General features: G+C 47.1%; 14 protein-coding genes. 8 read left to right on the top strand and 6 right to left on the bottom strand.

Translation table 11 applies throughout. The features are described from left to right. The 6 genes from trpS to L9Q40_RS03915 all read left to right on the top strand — a co-directional run. Window positions 1–962 (top strand): tryptophan--tRNA ligase (gene trpS, locus L9Q40_RS03940; RefSeq protein WP_498792142.1); only part of this gene is annotated, 962 nt, incomplete at its 5' end. 218 nt (window positions 963–1,180) lie between these two features. Further along, window positions 1,181–1,768: an aminodeoxychorismate/anthranilate synthase component II gene (locus L9Q40_RS03935; protein ID WP_014233193.1), complete on the top strand. Its 588-nt coding sequence runs from the start codon at window positions 1,181–1,183 to the stop codon at window positions 1,766–1,768. Between the two features lie 361 nt (window positions 1,769–2,129). Further along, window positions 2,130–3,341: an aspartate aminotransferase family protein gene (locus tag L9Q40_RS03930; RefSeq protein ID WP_014233192.1), complete on the top strand. Its 1,212-nt coding sequence runs from the start codon at window positions 2,130–2,132 to the stop codon at window positions 3,339–3,341. Window positions 3,342–3,557: 216 nt separating this feature from the next. Next, on the top strand, window positions 3,558–4,577 hold the full coding sequence (gene astA / locus L9Q40_RS03925) for an arginine N-succinyltransferase (protein WP_014233191.1): 1,020 nt from the start codon (window positions 3,558–3,560) through the stop codon (window positions 4,575–4,577). Window positions 4,578–4,605: 28 nt separating this feature from the next. Beyond that, window positions 4,606–6,063 (top strand): succinylglutamate-semialdehyde dehydrogenase, encoded by a 1,458-nt coding sequence (astD, locus tag L9Q40_RS03920; protein ID WP_014233190.1) that lies wholly within the window; start codon window positions 4,606–4,608, stop codon window positions 6,061–6,063. A gap of 384 nt (window positions 6,064–6,447) precedes the next feature. Next, on the top strand, window positions 6,448–7,239 hold the full coding sequence (locus L9Q40_RS03915; protein WP_065297461.1) for a DUF1338 domain-containing protein: 792 nt from the start codon (window positions 6,448–6,450) through the stop codon (window positions 7,237–7,239). 100 nt (window positions 7,240–7,339) lie between these two features. Here the strand turns inward: L9Q40_RS03915 and crp are convergent, their stop codons facing one another. From crp to L9Q40_RS03885, 6 genes are all read right to left on the bottom strand, one after another. After that, complete coding sequence (crp, locus tag L9Q40_RS03910) at window positions 7,340–7,972, bottom strand: cAMP-activated global transcriptional regulator CRP (RefSeq protein WP_005381432.1); 633 nt, start codon at window positions 7,970–7,972, stop codon at window positions 7,340–7,342. Between the two features lie 240 nt (window positions 7,973–8,212). After that, the gene (locus tag L9Q40_RS03905) at window positions 8,213–9,082 is read right to left on the bottom strand and encodes a phosphoribulokinase (protein WP_014233188.1); all 870 of its coding nucleotides are present in this window, start codon (window positions 9,080–9,082) and stop codon (window positions 8,213–8,215) included. Window positions 9,083–9,219: 137 nt separating this feature from the next. After that, complete coding sequence (locus L9Q40_RS03900; RefSeq protein ID WP_014233187.1) at window positions 9,220–9,432, bottom strand: YheU family protein; 213 nt, start codon at window positions 9,430–9,432, stop codon at window positions 9,220–9,222. 86 nt (window positions 9,433–9,518) lie between these two features. Then, window positions 9,519–10,526 (bottom strand): hydrolase, encoded by a 1,008-nt coding sequence (locus L9Q40_RS03895; RefSeq protein WP_498792137.1) that lies wholly within the window; start codon window positions 10,524–10,526, stop codon window positions 9,519–9,521. A 168-nt stretch (window positions 10,527–10,694) separates the two neighbouring features. Then, window positions 10,695–11,183 (bottom strand): TIGR02444 family protein, encoded by a 489-nt coding sequence (locus tag L9Q40_RS03890; RefSeq protein ID WP_014233185.1) that lies wholly within the window; start codon window positions 11,181–11,183, stop codon window positions 10,695–10,697. Next, a complete protein-coding gene (locus L9Q40_RS03885; RefSeq protein ID WP_498792144.1) occupies window positions 11,180–13,099 on the bottom strand; it encodes an ABC transporter ATP-binding protein in 1,920 nt (639 codons plus the stop codon). The genes L9Q40_RS03890 and L9Q40_RS03885 overlap by 4 nt, the downstream gene beginning before the upstream one ends. A gap of 175 nt (window positions 13,100–13,274) precedes the next feature. Here L9Q40_RS03885 and kefG point away from each other — a divergent pair, with 175 nt between their 5' ends. Both kefG and L9Q40_RS03875 read left to right on the top strand, forming a co-directional pair. Then, complete coding sequence (gene kefG / locus L9Q40_RS03880) at window positions 13,275–13,871, top strand: glutathione-regulated potassium-efflux system ancillary protein KefG (RefSeq protein WP_014233183.1); 597 nt, start codon at window positions 13,275–13,277, stop codon at window positions 13,869–13,871. Next, window positions 13,855–15,092: monovalent cation:proton antiporter-2 (CPA2) family protein (locus L9Q40_RS03875; RefSeq protein WP_498792134.1), on the top strand; the 1,238-nt coding region annotated here is incomplete at its 3' end. The genes kefG and L9Q40_RS03875, both read left to right, overlap by 17 nt.

The following is a 15,092-nucleotide window of genomic DNA, read 5'->3' as shown; positions in this document are numbered from 1 at the left end:
GTAACTACTTGGGTGCTCTACGTCAATGGCACCAGATGCAAGACGATTATGATTGCCAATATTGTGTAGTAGACCTTCATGCGATTACGGTTCGTCAGGACCCTAAAGCGCTACATGAAGCAACTCTGGATGCACTGGCGATCTGTCTGGCTGTGGGTGTTGACCCTAAGAAGAGCACGCTATTCGTTCAGTCACACGTACCAGAGCATGCTCAACTAGGTTGGCTTCTTAACTGTTACACTCAGATGGGTGAGCTGAGCCGTATGACTCAGTTTAAAGACAAATCAGCTCGCTACGCGAACGACGTGAATGTTGGTTTGTTTGATTACCCAGTGCTTATGGCTGCGGATATTCTGCTTTATGGTGCACATCAGGTACCAGTAGGCAGCGACCAGAAGCAGCACCTTGAGCTAGCACGTGATATTGCAACGCGTTTCAACAACATCTATTCGCCAGAGAGCCCAATCTTTACGGTTCCTGAGCCATATATCCCGACGGTAAATGCGCGCGTAATGAGCCTTCAGGACGCGACTAAGAAGATGTCGAAATCAGATGATAACCGTAAGAACGTTATCACGCTGCTTGAAGAGCCTAAGTCGATCATTAAGAAGATCAACAAAGCGCAAACAGACACAGAAACACCACCAAGCATTCGTCATGATATTGAGAGCAAAGCGGGTATCGCAAACCTAATGGGCTTGTACTCAGCGGCGACAGGTATGAGCTTTGAAGAAATCGAAGCGAAGTACAAAGGTGTAGAAATGTACGGTCCGTTCAAGAAAGACGTTGGTGAAGCGGTTGTGGCTATGCTTGAGCCAATTCAGGCTGAATACCACCGTATTCGTGCCGATCGTGCTTATATGGATGAAGTGATGAAGCAAGGTGCAGAAAAAGCATCGGCTCGTGCAGCAGAGACGTTGAAGAAAGCTTACGCAGCGGTAGGTTTTGTGACTCGTCCATAGTCATAGCGTTAAGTACACCGTCTTCTAAAAAGCTCCGTAATGCGGAGCTTTTTTTGATCTGTTGACCGTGAATAGACTTCGCGTGTGAGCATATACGGGCTTTTTATTCAGTAAAAACTTGCCTTTCTGGTTTGGTGTTGCAAAATACCGCCCTCCATATATCACAAAAGTGTGGTTGAGACGGTAATGCCAAACGGATTGGGAGCAAGCGACACCTTATGTTGTTGATCATCGATAACTACGACTCTTTCACTTATAACCTTTATCAGTATTTTTGCGAACTTGGCGCAGAGGTAAAGGTAGTGCGCAATGACGAAATCGATATTCAGGGAATTGAAGCACTTAATCCGACTCACTTAGTCATCTCTCCTGGTCCTTGTACGCCAAACGAAGCGGGGATCTCGTTACAAGCGATTAAGCACTTTGCAGGTAAGCTGCCAATTCTGGGTGTCTGTTTGGGGCATCAAGCCATTGCTCAGGCTTTTGGTGGCAATGTGGTACGTGCGCGACAGGTGATGCATGGCAAAACCTCTCCGGTACGTCACAATGGCCGCAGTGTGTTTAAAAACCTCAATAATCCTCTTACTGTGACGCGCTACCACTCTCTTGTGGTTGAGAATGGAACATTACCTGATGTGTTTGAATTGACCGCCTGGACAGAACTACCAGACGGCAGTATGGATGAAATCATGGGCTACCAACATAAGACACTGCCCATTGATGCGGTGCAATTTCATCCTGAATCTATCAAAACAGAACAGGGCCATGAACTGCTGGCAAACTTTCTAGCGCGTGAACTGATCTGATCTTGATCACTTTTCTTAACAAATAATTCATCTTTTAGGCGGTATGAGTGGATTGCAAAACTATGCGTTTCACTATTCTGCCTCGCCTTATTCATTTCTTTTTTCTTCTTCTAGCTCCTGTATTACCAGCCTTTTATAAAAAAAATCTTCGCTATTTTTGTTTCTTCATGCATAAATAATCACGAGTGGTGATTATTGGCAGTTTTGAGTCAATGTAAAAAGAATAAATCACTATTGAAATGGTTAATTGAATGTAAATACAATGCCGCGATAGCTTAAATGCAAAACATTATTTGCTGGTAAAGGGAACCGATTAAGTTCGCTTATCTGCTAAGCATGCGGTATTAAGAAGGAATGTGCGATGACAACGGAAATTAAAGTAGAGCGCGGTTTATTCGATGAGGTGATGGTACCTTGTTATAACCCAATGGAAATGATCCCAGTTAAAGGTGAAGGTTCACGTATCTGGGATCAGGAAGGTAATGAATACATCGACTTTGCTGGTGGTATTGCGGTGAGCTGTCTGGGTCATTGTCACCCTGCGATGGTAGAAGCGTTAACTGAGCAAGGCAAGAAGCTTTGGCACCTAAGTAACGTAATGACTAACGAGCCTGCTCTGCGTCTGGCTAAAACGCTGACAGAATTGAGCTTTGCTGAGCGTGTTTTCTTTGCTAACTCTGGCGCAGAAGCGAACGAAGCGGCACTAAAACTGGCTCGTCGTTACGCTGCCGATGTACATGGTCCTGAAAAATCAGAAATCATCGCATTCAAACAAGGCTTCCACGGCCGTACGTTCTTTACGGTAACGGTTGGCGGTCAGGAAGCTTACTCTGATGGTTTTGGTCCTAAGCCAGGTGACGTAACACACCTACCATACAACGACATTGAAGCACTTCAGGCGCACATTTCAGACCGTACCTGTGCAGTGATGATGGAACCACTACAAGGTGAAGGCGGTATCGTGCCACCAACACCAGAATTTGCTCAAGCAGTACGTGAGCTGTGTGACAAGCACAACGCACTATTGATTTTTGATGAAGTTCAAACAGGTAACGGCCGTACAGGTCACTTCTACGCGTACCAAGGTCTTGGCATCACACCAGATATTCTAAGCACAGCGAAATCACTAGGTGGCGGTTTCCCTATCGGCGCAATGCTAACAACGGCAAAACTGGCTGAGCACCTTAAAGTTGGTACTCACGGTTCAACCTACGGTGGTAACCCACTGGCATGTGCAGTAGCCGAAGCGGTGGTAAACGAAGTCACTAAGCCTGAAACATTGGCTGGCGTTCTTGAGCGTGAAGCAATGTTCCGTGAAGGCTTGGAAGCGATCAACGCAAAATACAACATCTTCTCAGAAGTGCGTGGTAAAGGCCTATTACTAGGTGCAGCACTAAACGAAGAATGGAAAGGTCGCGCACGTGATGTATTGGTCGCTGCGGGTAAAGAAGGCCTGTTGGTACTGATTGCGGGCGCGAACGTCGTGCGTTTCACACCATCACTGGTTATTACACAAGAAGAAATTGAAGAAGGTTTGGCGAAACTGGATAAAGCGATCGCGACTTTAGTGTAAGCGATACAACAGAATAAACGTCAACGTATTTACCCCCGTTAAGGATTTCTGACGGGGGAGTTTTTCCTAAAATATAAATAACCTTAACTCGGGATAATTTAAGCCAGTCAGCACCGACTCAAGGCTTTAGTAACGAAATGACAGTTGCATTTGTTGCGCCTTTCTTATCCCTGGTTAAGGTTTATTAGGATTTTCTTGCATCTGGAGGGAGTATTGATGCTAGTAGTTCGCCCTATCGCGATGTCGGATTATGATTCGCTGCACACTTGTGCGGTTGAGTCTGGTCACGGATTTACATCTCTACCGGTTAACGAAGAACTGTTAACCAATCGAATCAAACATTCAGAGTACAGCTTTAGCAAACCGGACGTAAATGAGCCGGGTGATGAAGGCTACCTAATGGTCGGCTTTGACTCTGAAACGGGTGAAGTTGCAGGTACGACCGGAATCGAAGCATCTATTGGTTGGGATGTACCTTTCTACTCTTACCACATCAGTAAAGTCGTTCACTCATCGCCTAAGTTAGGCGTGAATAATGTAGTGAAGTTGCTGACGTTTGGTAATAACTACACGGGTAACAGCGAAATCTGTACTCTTTTCTTGCGTGAGAAATTCCGCCAGGGTCTGAATGGTCGCCTGATGTCTAAATGCCGTTTCTTAATGATGGCAGAGCACCCAGAGCGTTTCTCTGAAACCATTTTTGCTGAGATGCGTGGTGTCTCTGATGCAAATGGTAATTCTCCATTCTGGCAGTGGTTACAAGAACACTTCTTCTCGATTGACTTCACTCTTGCGGACTACCTGACAGGTATTGGTAAGAAAGGCTTTATCGCGGACTTAATGCCTAAGCTGCCAATCTACATCAACTTACTCAGCCCAGAAGCACAAGCGGTGATTGGCCAGGTGCACGACAAAACACGTCCGGCACTCAAACTTCTGGAGCGTGAAGGATTTACTAACCGTGGCTACGTCGACATTTTCGATGCAGGTCCAACGGTAGAGTGCGATCTGCGCAATGTAGAATCTGTGCGTCATTCGTTCCGTGCTCGCGTAAAAATCGCAGCGCATAACAGCACGCAAGACTTCCTGATGTGTAACGCATCATTCGAGAACTTCCGTGCCGCAGCAGCAAAAGCAGCGTATGACCCTGAAACACAGAGTGTTGTACTAGCACCAGAACTTGCCGACGCACTTTTAGTCGAGGAAGGGGACTTCGTTCGCCTTCTACCGCAGTAACAGACGACAGAATTTAAGGATAGTAACAATGACACATTGGATTGCAGGTGAATGGGTACAGGGTCAGGGTGAAGAGTTTACGTCACTGTCTCCATACAATCAGGAAGTGATTTGGCACGGCAAAGGTGCGACGGCTGAGCAAGTAAACCAAGCTGTAGCGGCGGCTCGTGCTGCTTTTGTTGACTGGAAAAATCGTCCATTTGCAGAGCGCGAAGCCATCGTGCTGGCGTTTGCAGAAAAAGTGAAAGAAAACAGCGAAAAAATTGCTGAAGTGATCGCGAAAGAAACGGGTAAACCAATTTGGGAAACCCGCACAGAAGCGGCAGCAATGGCAGGTAAGATCGCAATTTCAATCCGCGCTTACCATGAGCGTACTGGTGAAGCAACGCGTGAAGCTGCGGGTAACCAAATCGTTCTGCGTCACCGTCCTTTGGGCGTGATGGCGGTATTTGGCCCTTACAACTTCCCAGGTCACCTGCCAAACGGCCACATTGTTCCTGCTCTTTTAGCTGGTAATACAGTTGTATTCAAGCCATCAGAGCAAACGCCTTGGACTGGCGAGCTGGCGATGAAACTGTGGGAAGAAGCAGGTCTGCCTAAAGGTGTGATTAACCTGGTTCAAGGCGCGAAAGAGACTGGTATTGCCCTAGCGGATGCGAAAGGCATCGACGGTGTCCTATTTACCGGTAGTGCAAACACTGGCCACATTCTGCACCGCCAATTTGCAGGTCAACCTGGCAAAATGTTAGCGCTAGAAATGGGCGGTAACAACCCAATGGTTATCTCTGATAACTACGGTGATCTAGACGCAACGGTTTACACCATCATTCAATCTGCATTCATCAGTGCTGGCCAGCGTTGTACCTGTGCTCGTCGCCTGTACGTACCGTTTGGTGAAAAAGGTGATGCATTGATTACTAAATTGGTTGAAGCGACGAATAAGATTCGCGTAGACCAACCATTTGCAGAACCAGCACCGTTTATGGGACCACAAATTTCTGTTGCGGCGGCGAAGTTCATTCTTGATGCGCAAGCTAACCTACAGTCACTGGGTGGAGAGAGCCTAATCGAAGCGAAAGCAGGTGAAGCGGCGTTTGTTTCTCCGGGCATCATTGATGTGACTAATATCGCTGAGTTGCCAGATGAAGAATACTTCGGCCCACTGCTGCAAGTTGTACGTTACGAAGGCTTGGAAAAAGCAGTGGAACTGGCGAATGATACTCGCTTTGGTCTTTCAGCAGGTTTGGTTTCAACCGACGACCAAGAGTGGGAATACTTTGTCGACCACATCCGCGCTGGTATCGTAAACCGCAACCGTCAGTTGACCGGTGCAAGTGGTGACGCGCCGTTTGGTGGTCCTGGTGCATCTGGTAACCTTCGTCCAAGCGCATACTACGCGGCTGACTACTGTGCTTACCCAATGGCATCAATGGAAGGTGGCGAAACACTGCTTCCTGCGACATTGAGCCCAGGTGTAGAACTTTAAGTTTCAACAATAGAGCCACGACGGTACTTCGTGGCTCGGATTGCCGATGCATCATTAAAGTATGGAGTCTTAATGAGGTCGGCATGAAAATAATTAAAAAATGAGTGTACGACTGACTGATACTTCATCACAGGTTAGGCTGCTCGTTCATTATTCTGGACAGTGTTATACCAATCGTAGTAAATAACTGACCATTCTAACTTGTTAAAACGCTCGATAACTGCGTTAGAATTTTTGATTGTAGAGTAACTACTTATCGAAAATTCTGTCTTGTTCTCAAACGTTTTTCCTACGTTATTTATGCTCTCTTACTTACTGTGATTGGTATTGGCTGTGAACGAGCCGCCAACATTCTTACCCTACATCTCGTAACAAGGAGCCGTTATGACCCCTGATGTGTTATTTGAATCTTTATGGCAAGACTACATTCAGCGTCTTTGCCCCTCTGCTGCTAAAGTTCATCAACTTCTTCAAGAAGATGAGCCTTTGATTAACGACCATATTGCACTGCGCACATTCAATGTTGAGCCTCTTGGCATTGAGACGCTGGCGAAGCCATTTCTAGCGATTGGTTACAAGGCGTGTGGTGACTATGTATTTGAAAGCAAAAAGCTGGTCGCTAAGCACTACGAGCACCCAGACCCAAAACAGCCTAAAGTGTTCATCAGTGAGCTTAAAGTAGAAGAGTGTTCGCCAGAGCTACAAGCGATTGTTGCTAAACTGGCAGCACAAGTGGATGCAGATAAACTCGCAGATAGCGCATTTTTACATGGCGGCCGCTTATGGGATCTCAGTTTTGCAGATTACCAGGTTTTGGCAAAAGAGAGTGAATACGCGTCCTGGCTGGCGGCTCATGGATACGGCGCTAACCACTTCACGGTCAGTGTAAATCAACTGAATCAGCATGATGAAGTGAAGCAAGTGAACGATCACTTACGCCAAGCTGGATTTGTGATTAACGAGTCGGGTGGCGAAGTGAAAGGCTCGCCTGAAGTCTTGCTTGAGCAGTCTTCAACCATGGCAGATAAAGTGCCGGTTAACTTTACTGAAGGCTCTGAAATCATTCCGGGTGGTTTTTACGAATTCGCGAAACGCTACCCAATGGACAATGGTGAGCTTTATCCGGGTTTTGTTGCAGCTTCGGCTGATAAAATCTTTGAGAGCACTAACGGTTAAGGCCTTCTCGGCTAGCAATACGTTTTCCTAACCTAAATAAAAAGCCACCAATGTTGCCATTGGTGGCTTTATTCTTTATTTGCGTTACTCGAATCTTAGATTAACGAGTACCGTAAACTACGATAGTTTTACCGTGCGCAGAGATTAGATTCTGCTCTTCTAGCATCTTCAAGATACGACCAACTGTCTCACGAGAACAGCCAACGATTTGACCGATTTCTTGACGAGTGATCTTGATTTGCATGCCATCTGGGTGAGTCATCGCGTCTGGTTGTTTTGCAAGGTTCAGAAGCGTCTGAGCGATACGACCAGTTACGTCTAGGAACGCTAGGTCACCCACTTTTTGGCTGGTTACTTGAAGGCGACGAGCCATCTGCGCAGAAAGACGCATTAGGATGTCTGGGTTTACTTGGATAAGCTGACGGAATTTCTTGAAAGAAATCTCAGCAACTTCGCAAGGAGATTTAGCTCGAACCCAAGCTGTGCGCTCTTGGTCTTCCTCGAATAGACCAAGTTCACCAATAAAGTCTCCTTGGTTTAGGTAAGAAAGGATCATTTCCTTACCTTCTTCGTCTTTGATAAGAACCGCAACAGAACCTTTAACGATGTAGTACAAGGTTTCAGCTTTTTCACCTGCGTGAATCAGCGTGCTCTTTGAAGGGTACTTATGAATGTGACAGTGTGAAAGAAACCACTCTAATGTCGGGTCGGTTTGAGGTTTACCTAGAACCATAATATCTCACTTCCTCTGCAGGGTACGCTTGCGCTATCCATATTTTAGCTAAGCCTGAATCAGGCTTACTAGAATAAGAGCACTTTTTATATGCTGCAAGCTATCTTGTGTTTCGGTAAGAAATAGTATCCTTTTTCTAGGATGATTTCTTGATTTTAATCGTGCCATGGTTGCTATTTTGTACGCAAAACTGTGCACATGATCACGGTATGAAAAGTAAACACTCCGAAAGCGAGATTTTTAGCCAATTTTTCCTGTTTCTATCAGTTGTTGTAGGATAGGCCTCACGATCAGCTCCATTGCAAAACTCATCTTACCGCCCGGCACGACTATCGTGTTGTGACGTGACATAAACGAGCCGTCAATCATGGCCAACAGGTAAGGGAAGTCGACATTCTTGATCCCACGTAGTCGAATGACCACAAAACTTTCATCCAGACTCGGGATGCCTTTCGCGTTGAGTGGGTTCGATGTATCCACGGTTGGCACGCGCTGAAAGTTGATATGAGTACGTGAAAACTGCGGAGTAATGTAATTCAGATAGTCATCCATCGAGCGTACGATGGAGTCCATGACGGCCTCTCTTGAGTGGCCGCGGTCACGCGTATCCCGGACGAATTTTTGGATCCATTCCAAGTTCACAATCGGTACCATGCCAATCAGAAAATCGACATGTTGCGATACATTCACTTCACCATCGACCACGCCACCATGCAGCCCTTCATAGAAGAGTACGTCGCTGTTGTCTGGTAGGTCTTGCCACGGGGTGAAAGTGCCTGGCATCTGGTTATACGGTACTGCTTCATCAAAGGTGTGCAGATAGCGACGTATGCTGCCAGTACCTTCTTCGCCATATTGGCGGAAAAACTTTTCCAAGCCAGGAAAGTCATTGGCCTGAGGACCAAAGTAGCTGATGTGTCTGCCTTGCTCGCGCGCTTTACGAATTTCGATATCCATTTCCGGGCGAGTAAAGCGATGGAAGCTGTCACCTTCAACCCAGGCTGGTTTGACGTTCATCATATTGAACATCTTACGGAAGGCTTCAGATGTAGTGGTCGTGCCGGCTCCGGATGAGCCGGTAACTGCAATAATTGGGTGTTTAGCTGACATGACAAACCTTGTCGAAAATTACTTTCCTTTAAGTGCAGCAGGCATCTACTGCACAAGTGATGGTCCACTATAGCACGTAACAACGGCTTGTCATCGGGTGGGGTACGGTAAAGTGTGAAGGGCTTGGGGAAAAGAACCTAGTACTTTGCTTTTAATTGAATATCCACCGTTTCATGCAGTTCGGAATACACGATAACCGCTTCGCCTTTCTCTAGCTGTAATTTAACTTGGTCGATCTTATCTTGCAGAGATACTTCCAGCGTGCCGTAATCTGTCCCTTCACGCAGAACAAATTCACGAATCAGGTTTTCCAGTGTTTCTGGCGCAATGTCTTGCCAAGGAATGATCATAAATACCTCAAAATTTTATGACGAATGGGTAGGATTTGTTGACCTTTTCAGCAAAAAATCAGTTCTAAAGGCCAACTTCTCCAAGTCTACTGTGTCTTACGTTTCGATACAGCAGAAAGGTGATCCGCAGCGATACTCTCGTAATAGGATGGCAACGCTTCTTCGAGCCAAAACTTCGGCTTTAATGCAGACCCTGAGATAAAACCAACATGGCCGCCGTGCTCATACAGGCGATAGTCAATATTGGCGGGCAGTACAAACTTAGGGATAACCTCATCAGTCATAAATGGGTCATCCTTAGCGTGAATGATCAGCGTCGGCAATTTTATTTGTTGTAACTTGCTCAACCCAGAGCATTGGGTGTAATAGTCCTGAGCATCTTTAAACCCATGCAGAGGGGCGGTGATCAAATCGTCGAACTCTTGTAAGCGCGTGACACGCTTGATTGAATTGTAAGAGAGCGCCAGCTCACCATGGAGTAACGTGTGCTTTTGTAAGGCGTTCCGTTTTAAAGATGAAAGCAAATAGCGGCGGTAAACCTTGGAAAAACCCTGTTCAATGCGGTTAGCGCAAGCCGCTAAGTCGAGAGGAGCAGACACAATCGTTGCCGCTTTCAATATCGGGTTATCTGGATATTGCGCTAAGTAGTTTGCCAGCATGTTCCCCCCTAAGGAAATACCAATGGCGACTTTAGGGTTGTCCGGAAATTGCTTTTCAAGATGTTCAAGGAAAAAGCGAGCGTCTGTCACTTCTCCTGAGTGATAAGCGCGGGCTTTTTTGTTTGGCTTCCCGCTACAGCCACGAAAGTGCATCATCACCGAAAGCCAGCCAGACTGAGCAAACGCGTTCATGAGTCCGTTGGCATACGGGCTGTAGAAGCAGCCTTCCAAGCCGTGAAACAGGATAAAAATAGGTTTGTGCTGCGCGGTTTCTTTGTTTGGATCTTCACTCCAGGCGATATCGAGAAAATCGCCATCCGTGGTATCCAGCGTTTGCCAGACAGGGGCAAACAACGCTTTTTTACGAATAAAGCGTGGTAGAAGGGTCTGGAGGTGTGGGTTTTTCATCCCAGCGGCTGCTAAAAATTGTGTCATACCTAACTGCTCTTATGCGTCCTCCAACATCCATGGGAGAACTTATTAATATAATCCTTTATAAATATTATAGGTACTTTATACCTAAATGACTTCAAGATGCAGGATTCAGAGTGTTGTCACCGGAGCCAGTTCAAGGAACCAGCATTCCACGTTGTTTATTGCAATTTATGGATGCTTTGGCGGGTGAATATTTGGCACTGGGATAGCAAAAGCTTGTTGTAAATGTTCACCGCCTAACTGACGGCAATATCTGAGCGTGAGAGGATCACCGTCGTTTTTTATCAGGCTGAGCGAGTTGATGCAGTCGACTAAATCGGATTGCTGCTGTTTTTCTAGCTGAAGCTCAAACTGCAGCGTTTCGCGATATAATGCATCATTGACTTGAGATTTGAGGTGGCGTCGCAGGTCGCGAAAAGAGTGTAGTAAGGTCTCACTTCGGCCTAGACAGCTTTGAACCAAATGCCAGTCTTTTTCTTGGAAGATAAGCTGCTGCTCGTCGAGCCATCGGAGCAGCAGTAACAGATTCACGTTGCCGTGATAGTTGTTTTGTAATGATAAGCACGCTTCTTTTACTTCCCGCACACCATAAAACTGCAAACTGAATTGCCATAGATGCTCTAAGGTAAGGGTGTATTCTGCGTGCTTATTTGTCATTGATTAAACTCTAGCTCCATCTGCTCTAACTCTTCCTGAACAGACATCCATTCCATCTCAACTTCTTCGAGCTCTGATTTGCTCGATGATTGAAGCGCTAACACTTCATTTAGTTTAGCTTTATTTTCGGCATCATACAGTGAGTTATCCGCCAATTGCTCTTCTGCTTTTGCTAGTGCTGCACCCAACTTATCCATTTTATTTTCTAATTGTGTCAGCGTTTTGCGAATTGGTGCCGTTTGTTTACGAAATTCGGCTTCGCGGCGCTTCTGCTCTTTTTTGGCAGAGGCACTGTTGGCGGTGTCCTTTGCGGGTTGTGATGCCTGCGCCTCTTTACGCTCAACTCTTTGTTGCTCTGTTAGCCATTTGTAGTAGTCATTTAAGTCACCATCAAATGGCGCAACTTGGCGGTCATGAACGAGATACAAGTCATCTGTCGTTGCCCGTAACAGGTAGCGGTCGTGCGACACGATCACCATTGCGCCTTCGAACGTTTGCAACGCCATCGTTAATGCCTGACGCATGTCTAAGTCTAGGTGGTTGGTTGGTTCATCGAGTAGTAACAGGTTTGGTTTCTGCCAAACGATCAATGCCAACACCAAACGTGCTTTTTCACCGCCAGAGAATGGTGCGACCTTCTCCAGCGCTTTATCACCCTGGAAGCCAAAACTACCCAGATAATCACGCAATTGTTGCTCGGTTTGATCCGGCGCGATTTGCATCATGTGTTGCAGCGGCGTTTCTTCCGGGTGGAGAGTTTCAAGCTGGTGCTGAGCGAAGTAGCCAATCTTCACGCCTTGTGAGTAGGTCAGGTCGCCGCCTTGTGCTTTGAGCTCGCCAGATAGCAGTTTGATCAGCGTTGATTTACCCGCGCCGTTACGACCGAGTAGACCGATGCGGCTACCCGGGACGAGGTTAAGGCGGATTTTCTCCAGAATTAAGTTGTCATCGTAGCCTGCCGAGACATCATCCATCATCATGATTGGATTTGGCAAAGCGGCAGGCTCACGGAATTCAAAACTGAACGGGTTATCGAACTGTGCCGGTAGCACTTTTTCCATGCGTTCCAGTGCTTTAATACGGCTTTGCGCCTGACGTGCTTTGGACGCTTTGTAGCGGAATCGGTCGATGTAGCTTTGCATGTGCGACATCTGCTTCTGCTGCTTTTGGTACATAGCTTGCTGCAGAATCATTTTTTGTGCGCGCTGGTTTTCGAATGACGAGTAGTTGCCCGTGTATTCATTCAGCTGCTGGTTCTCGATGTGAATGATGCGACCAACGATAGGATCGAGAAAATCACGGTCGTGCGAGATCAGAATCAGCGTACCCGGGTAGTTTTGTAGCCAGCGTTCCAGCCACATTACCGCATCTAAATCCAAGTGGTTGGTTGGCTCATCGAGCAACAGTAAGTCTGAGCGACAAAGCAGCGCCTGAGCCAGGTTAAGGCGCATACGCCAACCACCAGAAAATTGAGTCAGACTCCAGCTCATCTGTTCCTGACTGAACCCTAAGCCATCAAGCAACTCTGCTGCACGGGCGCGAATGCTGTAACCACCAATGGTTTCGATTTTGCCGTGAATTTCCGCAACCAGAGTACCGTTGTCTTGCTCTTCAGCCGCTTCGAGTTGCTGTTCAAGGCCGCGAAATTCACGATCGCCATCAATGACATACTCTAATGCACTGCGTTCCAGCGCCGGGGTTTCCTGTGCTACCCATGCCAGTTCCCAGTGCTGTGGTTGGCTGAACGAGCCGGCATCAATGGACAGTTCGTCTTTTAGCAAAGCAAACAGGGTGGACTTACCACAGCCATTTTTGCCCACTAAGCCGACTTTATCTCCGGGATGGATAGTCGCAGAAGCTTGATCTAAAAGAGGTTTACCGCCACGCAGTAACTGAATATCAGAAAAGGTAATCATAGAGTCGTCATTCACTTTGCGCAGTGCGCGTTGCTTTGTCACTAAGGTCGTTATCTAGCGGTGAATAGTAGGGGTATTGGCGCTAAAAGTCGATCTCTGCGCACGAATTGCATTATGCTGCACAAAAACGTATAACATTTTGATAACGGATAAAAATGACCACAAGGACGACCATTTGGCTGTAACAGCGTCTAGCCCCCCAAGAGTTCTGGTTATCTATGCACACCCAGAACCCTATAACTCGATTGCCAATCAAGTGATGATAAAGAGAATTCAATCGCTTGATCACGTAACGGTGCACGATCTGTATGGTGCGTATCCAGACTTCTTTATTGATATTAGCCACGAACATGAGCTCCTGATGGCGCATGATGTGATCGTATTTCATCATCCTCTTTATATGTATTCCTGTCCTGCTTTGTTAAAAGAGTGGCTGGATCGTGTGCTTGGTAAAGGCTTTGCATTCGGAGATGGTTGCGCTCTGAAAGGGAAATACTGGCGCAGTGTGATCACCACGGGCGGCAAAGAGGAAGCATTCAGTACTAAAGGCTACAACAAATATCCGTTAGAGCAGATTCTTCAGCCATTTGAGTTGACTGCGGCACTGTGTCAAATGCATTGGCTGGAACCTCTGGTTCTGTATTGGTCACGAAATGTCTCCGATATTGAGCGTTATGACCATGCGGAGCAGTATCGTCGATGGTTGGGCGATCCTTTGAAAGACTGGAACGCAGCAAACGAACAGGGAGTTCAGCATGGCAGTCACCAGTGAGTTTCTTCAAAGCAGTGTGGTGTTCCTTTCCGCTGCGGTTATCGCCGTACCACTCGCCCAGCGACTTGGTTTGGGCTCGGTGCTGGGCTATCTATTAGCGGGCGTCTTGATTGGCCCATGGGGATTAGGGTTGATCAGTGATGTAGATGCAATTTTGCACTTTGCTGAGCTCGGGGTCGTATTGCTGCTGTTCTTAATTGGCCTCGAATTGAATCCCAAAAAACTGTGGCAGATGCGAGGGCCGATTTTAGGACTTGGTGGTGCGCAGGTTGTGGTGACCACATTTGTTATCGGCAGTATTGTCAGTTTGTTCGGGCTGAGCATACAAGTGAGCCTGGTGATTGGGATGGGACTGGCGCTGTCTTCAACCGCTATTGCGTTGAGAGTGATTGATGAGCAAGGGCTGAATGGCACGGAAACCGGGCAGTCAGGCTTTGCAGTCCTTCTGTTTCAGGATATTGCCGTCATCCCGATGTTGGCCATACTGCCTCTGTTAGCCGGGGGGCAAACCGGCGGAGATTGGTTAGATGTATTGACGGTGCTCGGCAGCGTTATTGCGTTACTGATTGGCGGCCACTTCTTGCTGCGCCCTCTGTTTCGATTTGTTGTCATGAGCGGTGTGCGTGAGCTATTTACCGTTGCAGCGTTATTGGTTGTTCTGGGCATTTCGGTTGTGATGCAAAAGCTGGGCTTATCGATGGCGCTTGGCACCTTTCTGGCGGGTGTGCTACTGGCGGAAAGTGAATATCGTCATGAGTTGGAAATAGCTATCGAGCCTTTTAAAGGTTTGTTACTCGGGTTGTTTTTCATCGCAGTTGGAATGGCGGTGAACCTTGGTTTACTGGCTCTGCAACCTTTGGAGATCCTTGCTGCAGTTGTGGTATTGGTATCGGTGAAAGGGTTGGTTCTGTACGCACTGGCGCGTGCTGCTCGTGTTCGCACAAAAGCACGTAGCCGTATGGCGGCCATTTTGAGCCAGGGCGGGGAATTTGCGTTCGTGATTTTCACAGCGGCGAGCCAGGAAGGCATCTTAACTCAACAGCAAGTCGCGTTTTTGTTGGTCGTGGTCAGTTTATCTATGGTGACCACACCGCTCATTTTGATGGGACAAAAGAAGTGGTTTGCACATACGCTTAACCAAGAAGAGGAAAGCGTCACCAGCAATGTGGTCGACCGTCGTCCACGGGTTATCATCGCGGGTTTTGGTCGTTTCGGTCAGGT

Origin of the sequence: Allocatenococcus thiocycli, assembly GCF_921292965.1 — a bacterium.
Lineage (GTDB): Bacteria > Pseudomonadota > Gammaproteobacteria > Enterobacterales > Vibrionaceae > Vibrio > Vibrio natriegens.
This window is presented reverse-complemented; position numbering and strand designations above follow the sequence as displayed.

Bases quoted from the DNA above. Each gene is read 5' to 3' on its own strand.
- L9Q40_RS03935 (WP_014233193.1), top strand. From the start codon at position 1,181: ATGTTGTTGATCATCGATAACTACGACTCTTTCACTTATAACCTTTAT.
- L9Q40_RS03930 (WP_014233192.1), top strand. From the start codon at position 2,130: ATGACAACGGAAATTAAAGTAGAGCGCGGTTTATTCGATGAGGTGATG.
- astA (WP_014233191.1), top strand. From the start codon at position 3,558: ATGCTAGTAGTTCGCCCTATCGCGATGTCGGATTATGATTCGCTGCAC.
- astD (WP_014233190.1), top strand. From the start codon at position 4,606: ATGACACATTGGATTGCAGGTGAATGGGTACAGGGTCAGGGTGAAGAG.
- L9Q40_RS03915 (WP_065297461.1), top strand. From the start codon at position 6,448: ATGACCCCTGATGTGTTATTTGAATCTTTATGGCAAGACTACATTCAG.
- crp (WP_005381432.1), bottom strand. From the start codon at position 7,972: ATGGTTCTAGGTAAACCTCAAACCGACCCGACATTAGAGTGGTTTCTT.
- L9Q40_RS03905 (WP_014233188.1), bottom strand. From the start codon at position 9,082: ATGTCAGCTAAACACCCAATTATTGCAGTTACCGGCTCATCCGGAGCC.
- L9Q40_RS03900 (WP_014233187.1), bottom strand. From the start codon at position 9,432: ATGATCATTCCTTGGCAAGACATTGCGCCAGAAACACTGGAAAACCTG.
- L9Q40_RS03895 (WP_498792137.1), bottom strand. From the start codon at position 10,526: ATGACACAATTTTTAGCAGCCGCTGGGATGAAAAACCCACACCTCCAG.
- L9Q40_RS03890 (WP_014233185.1), bottom strand. From the start codon at position 11,183: ATGACAAATAAGCACGCAGAATACACCCTTACCTTAGAGCATCTATGG.
- L9Q40_RS03885 (WP_498792144.1), bottom strand. From the start codon at position 13,099: ATGATTACCTTTTCTGATATTCAGTTACTGCGTGGCGGTAAACCTCTT.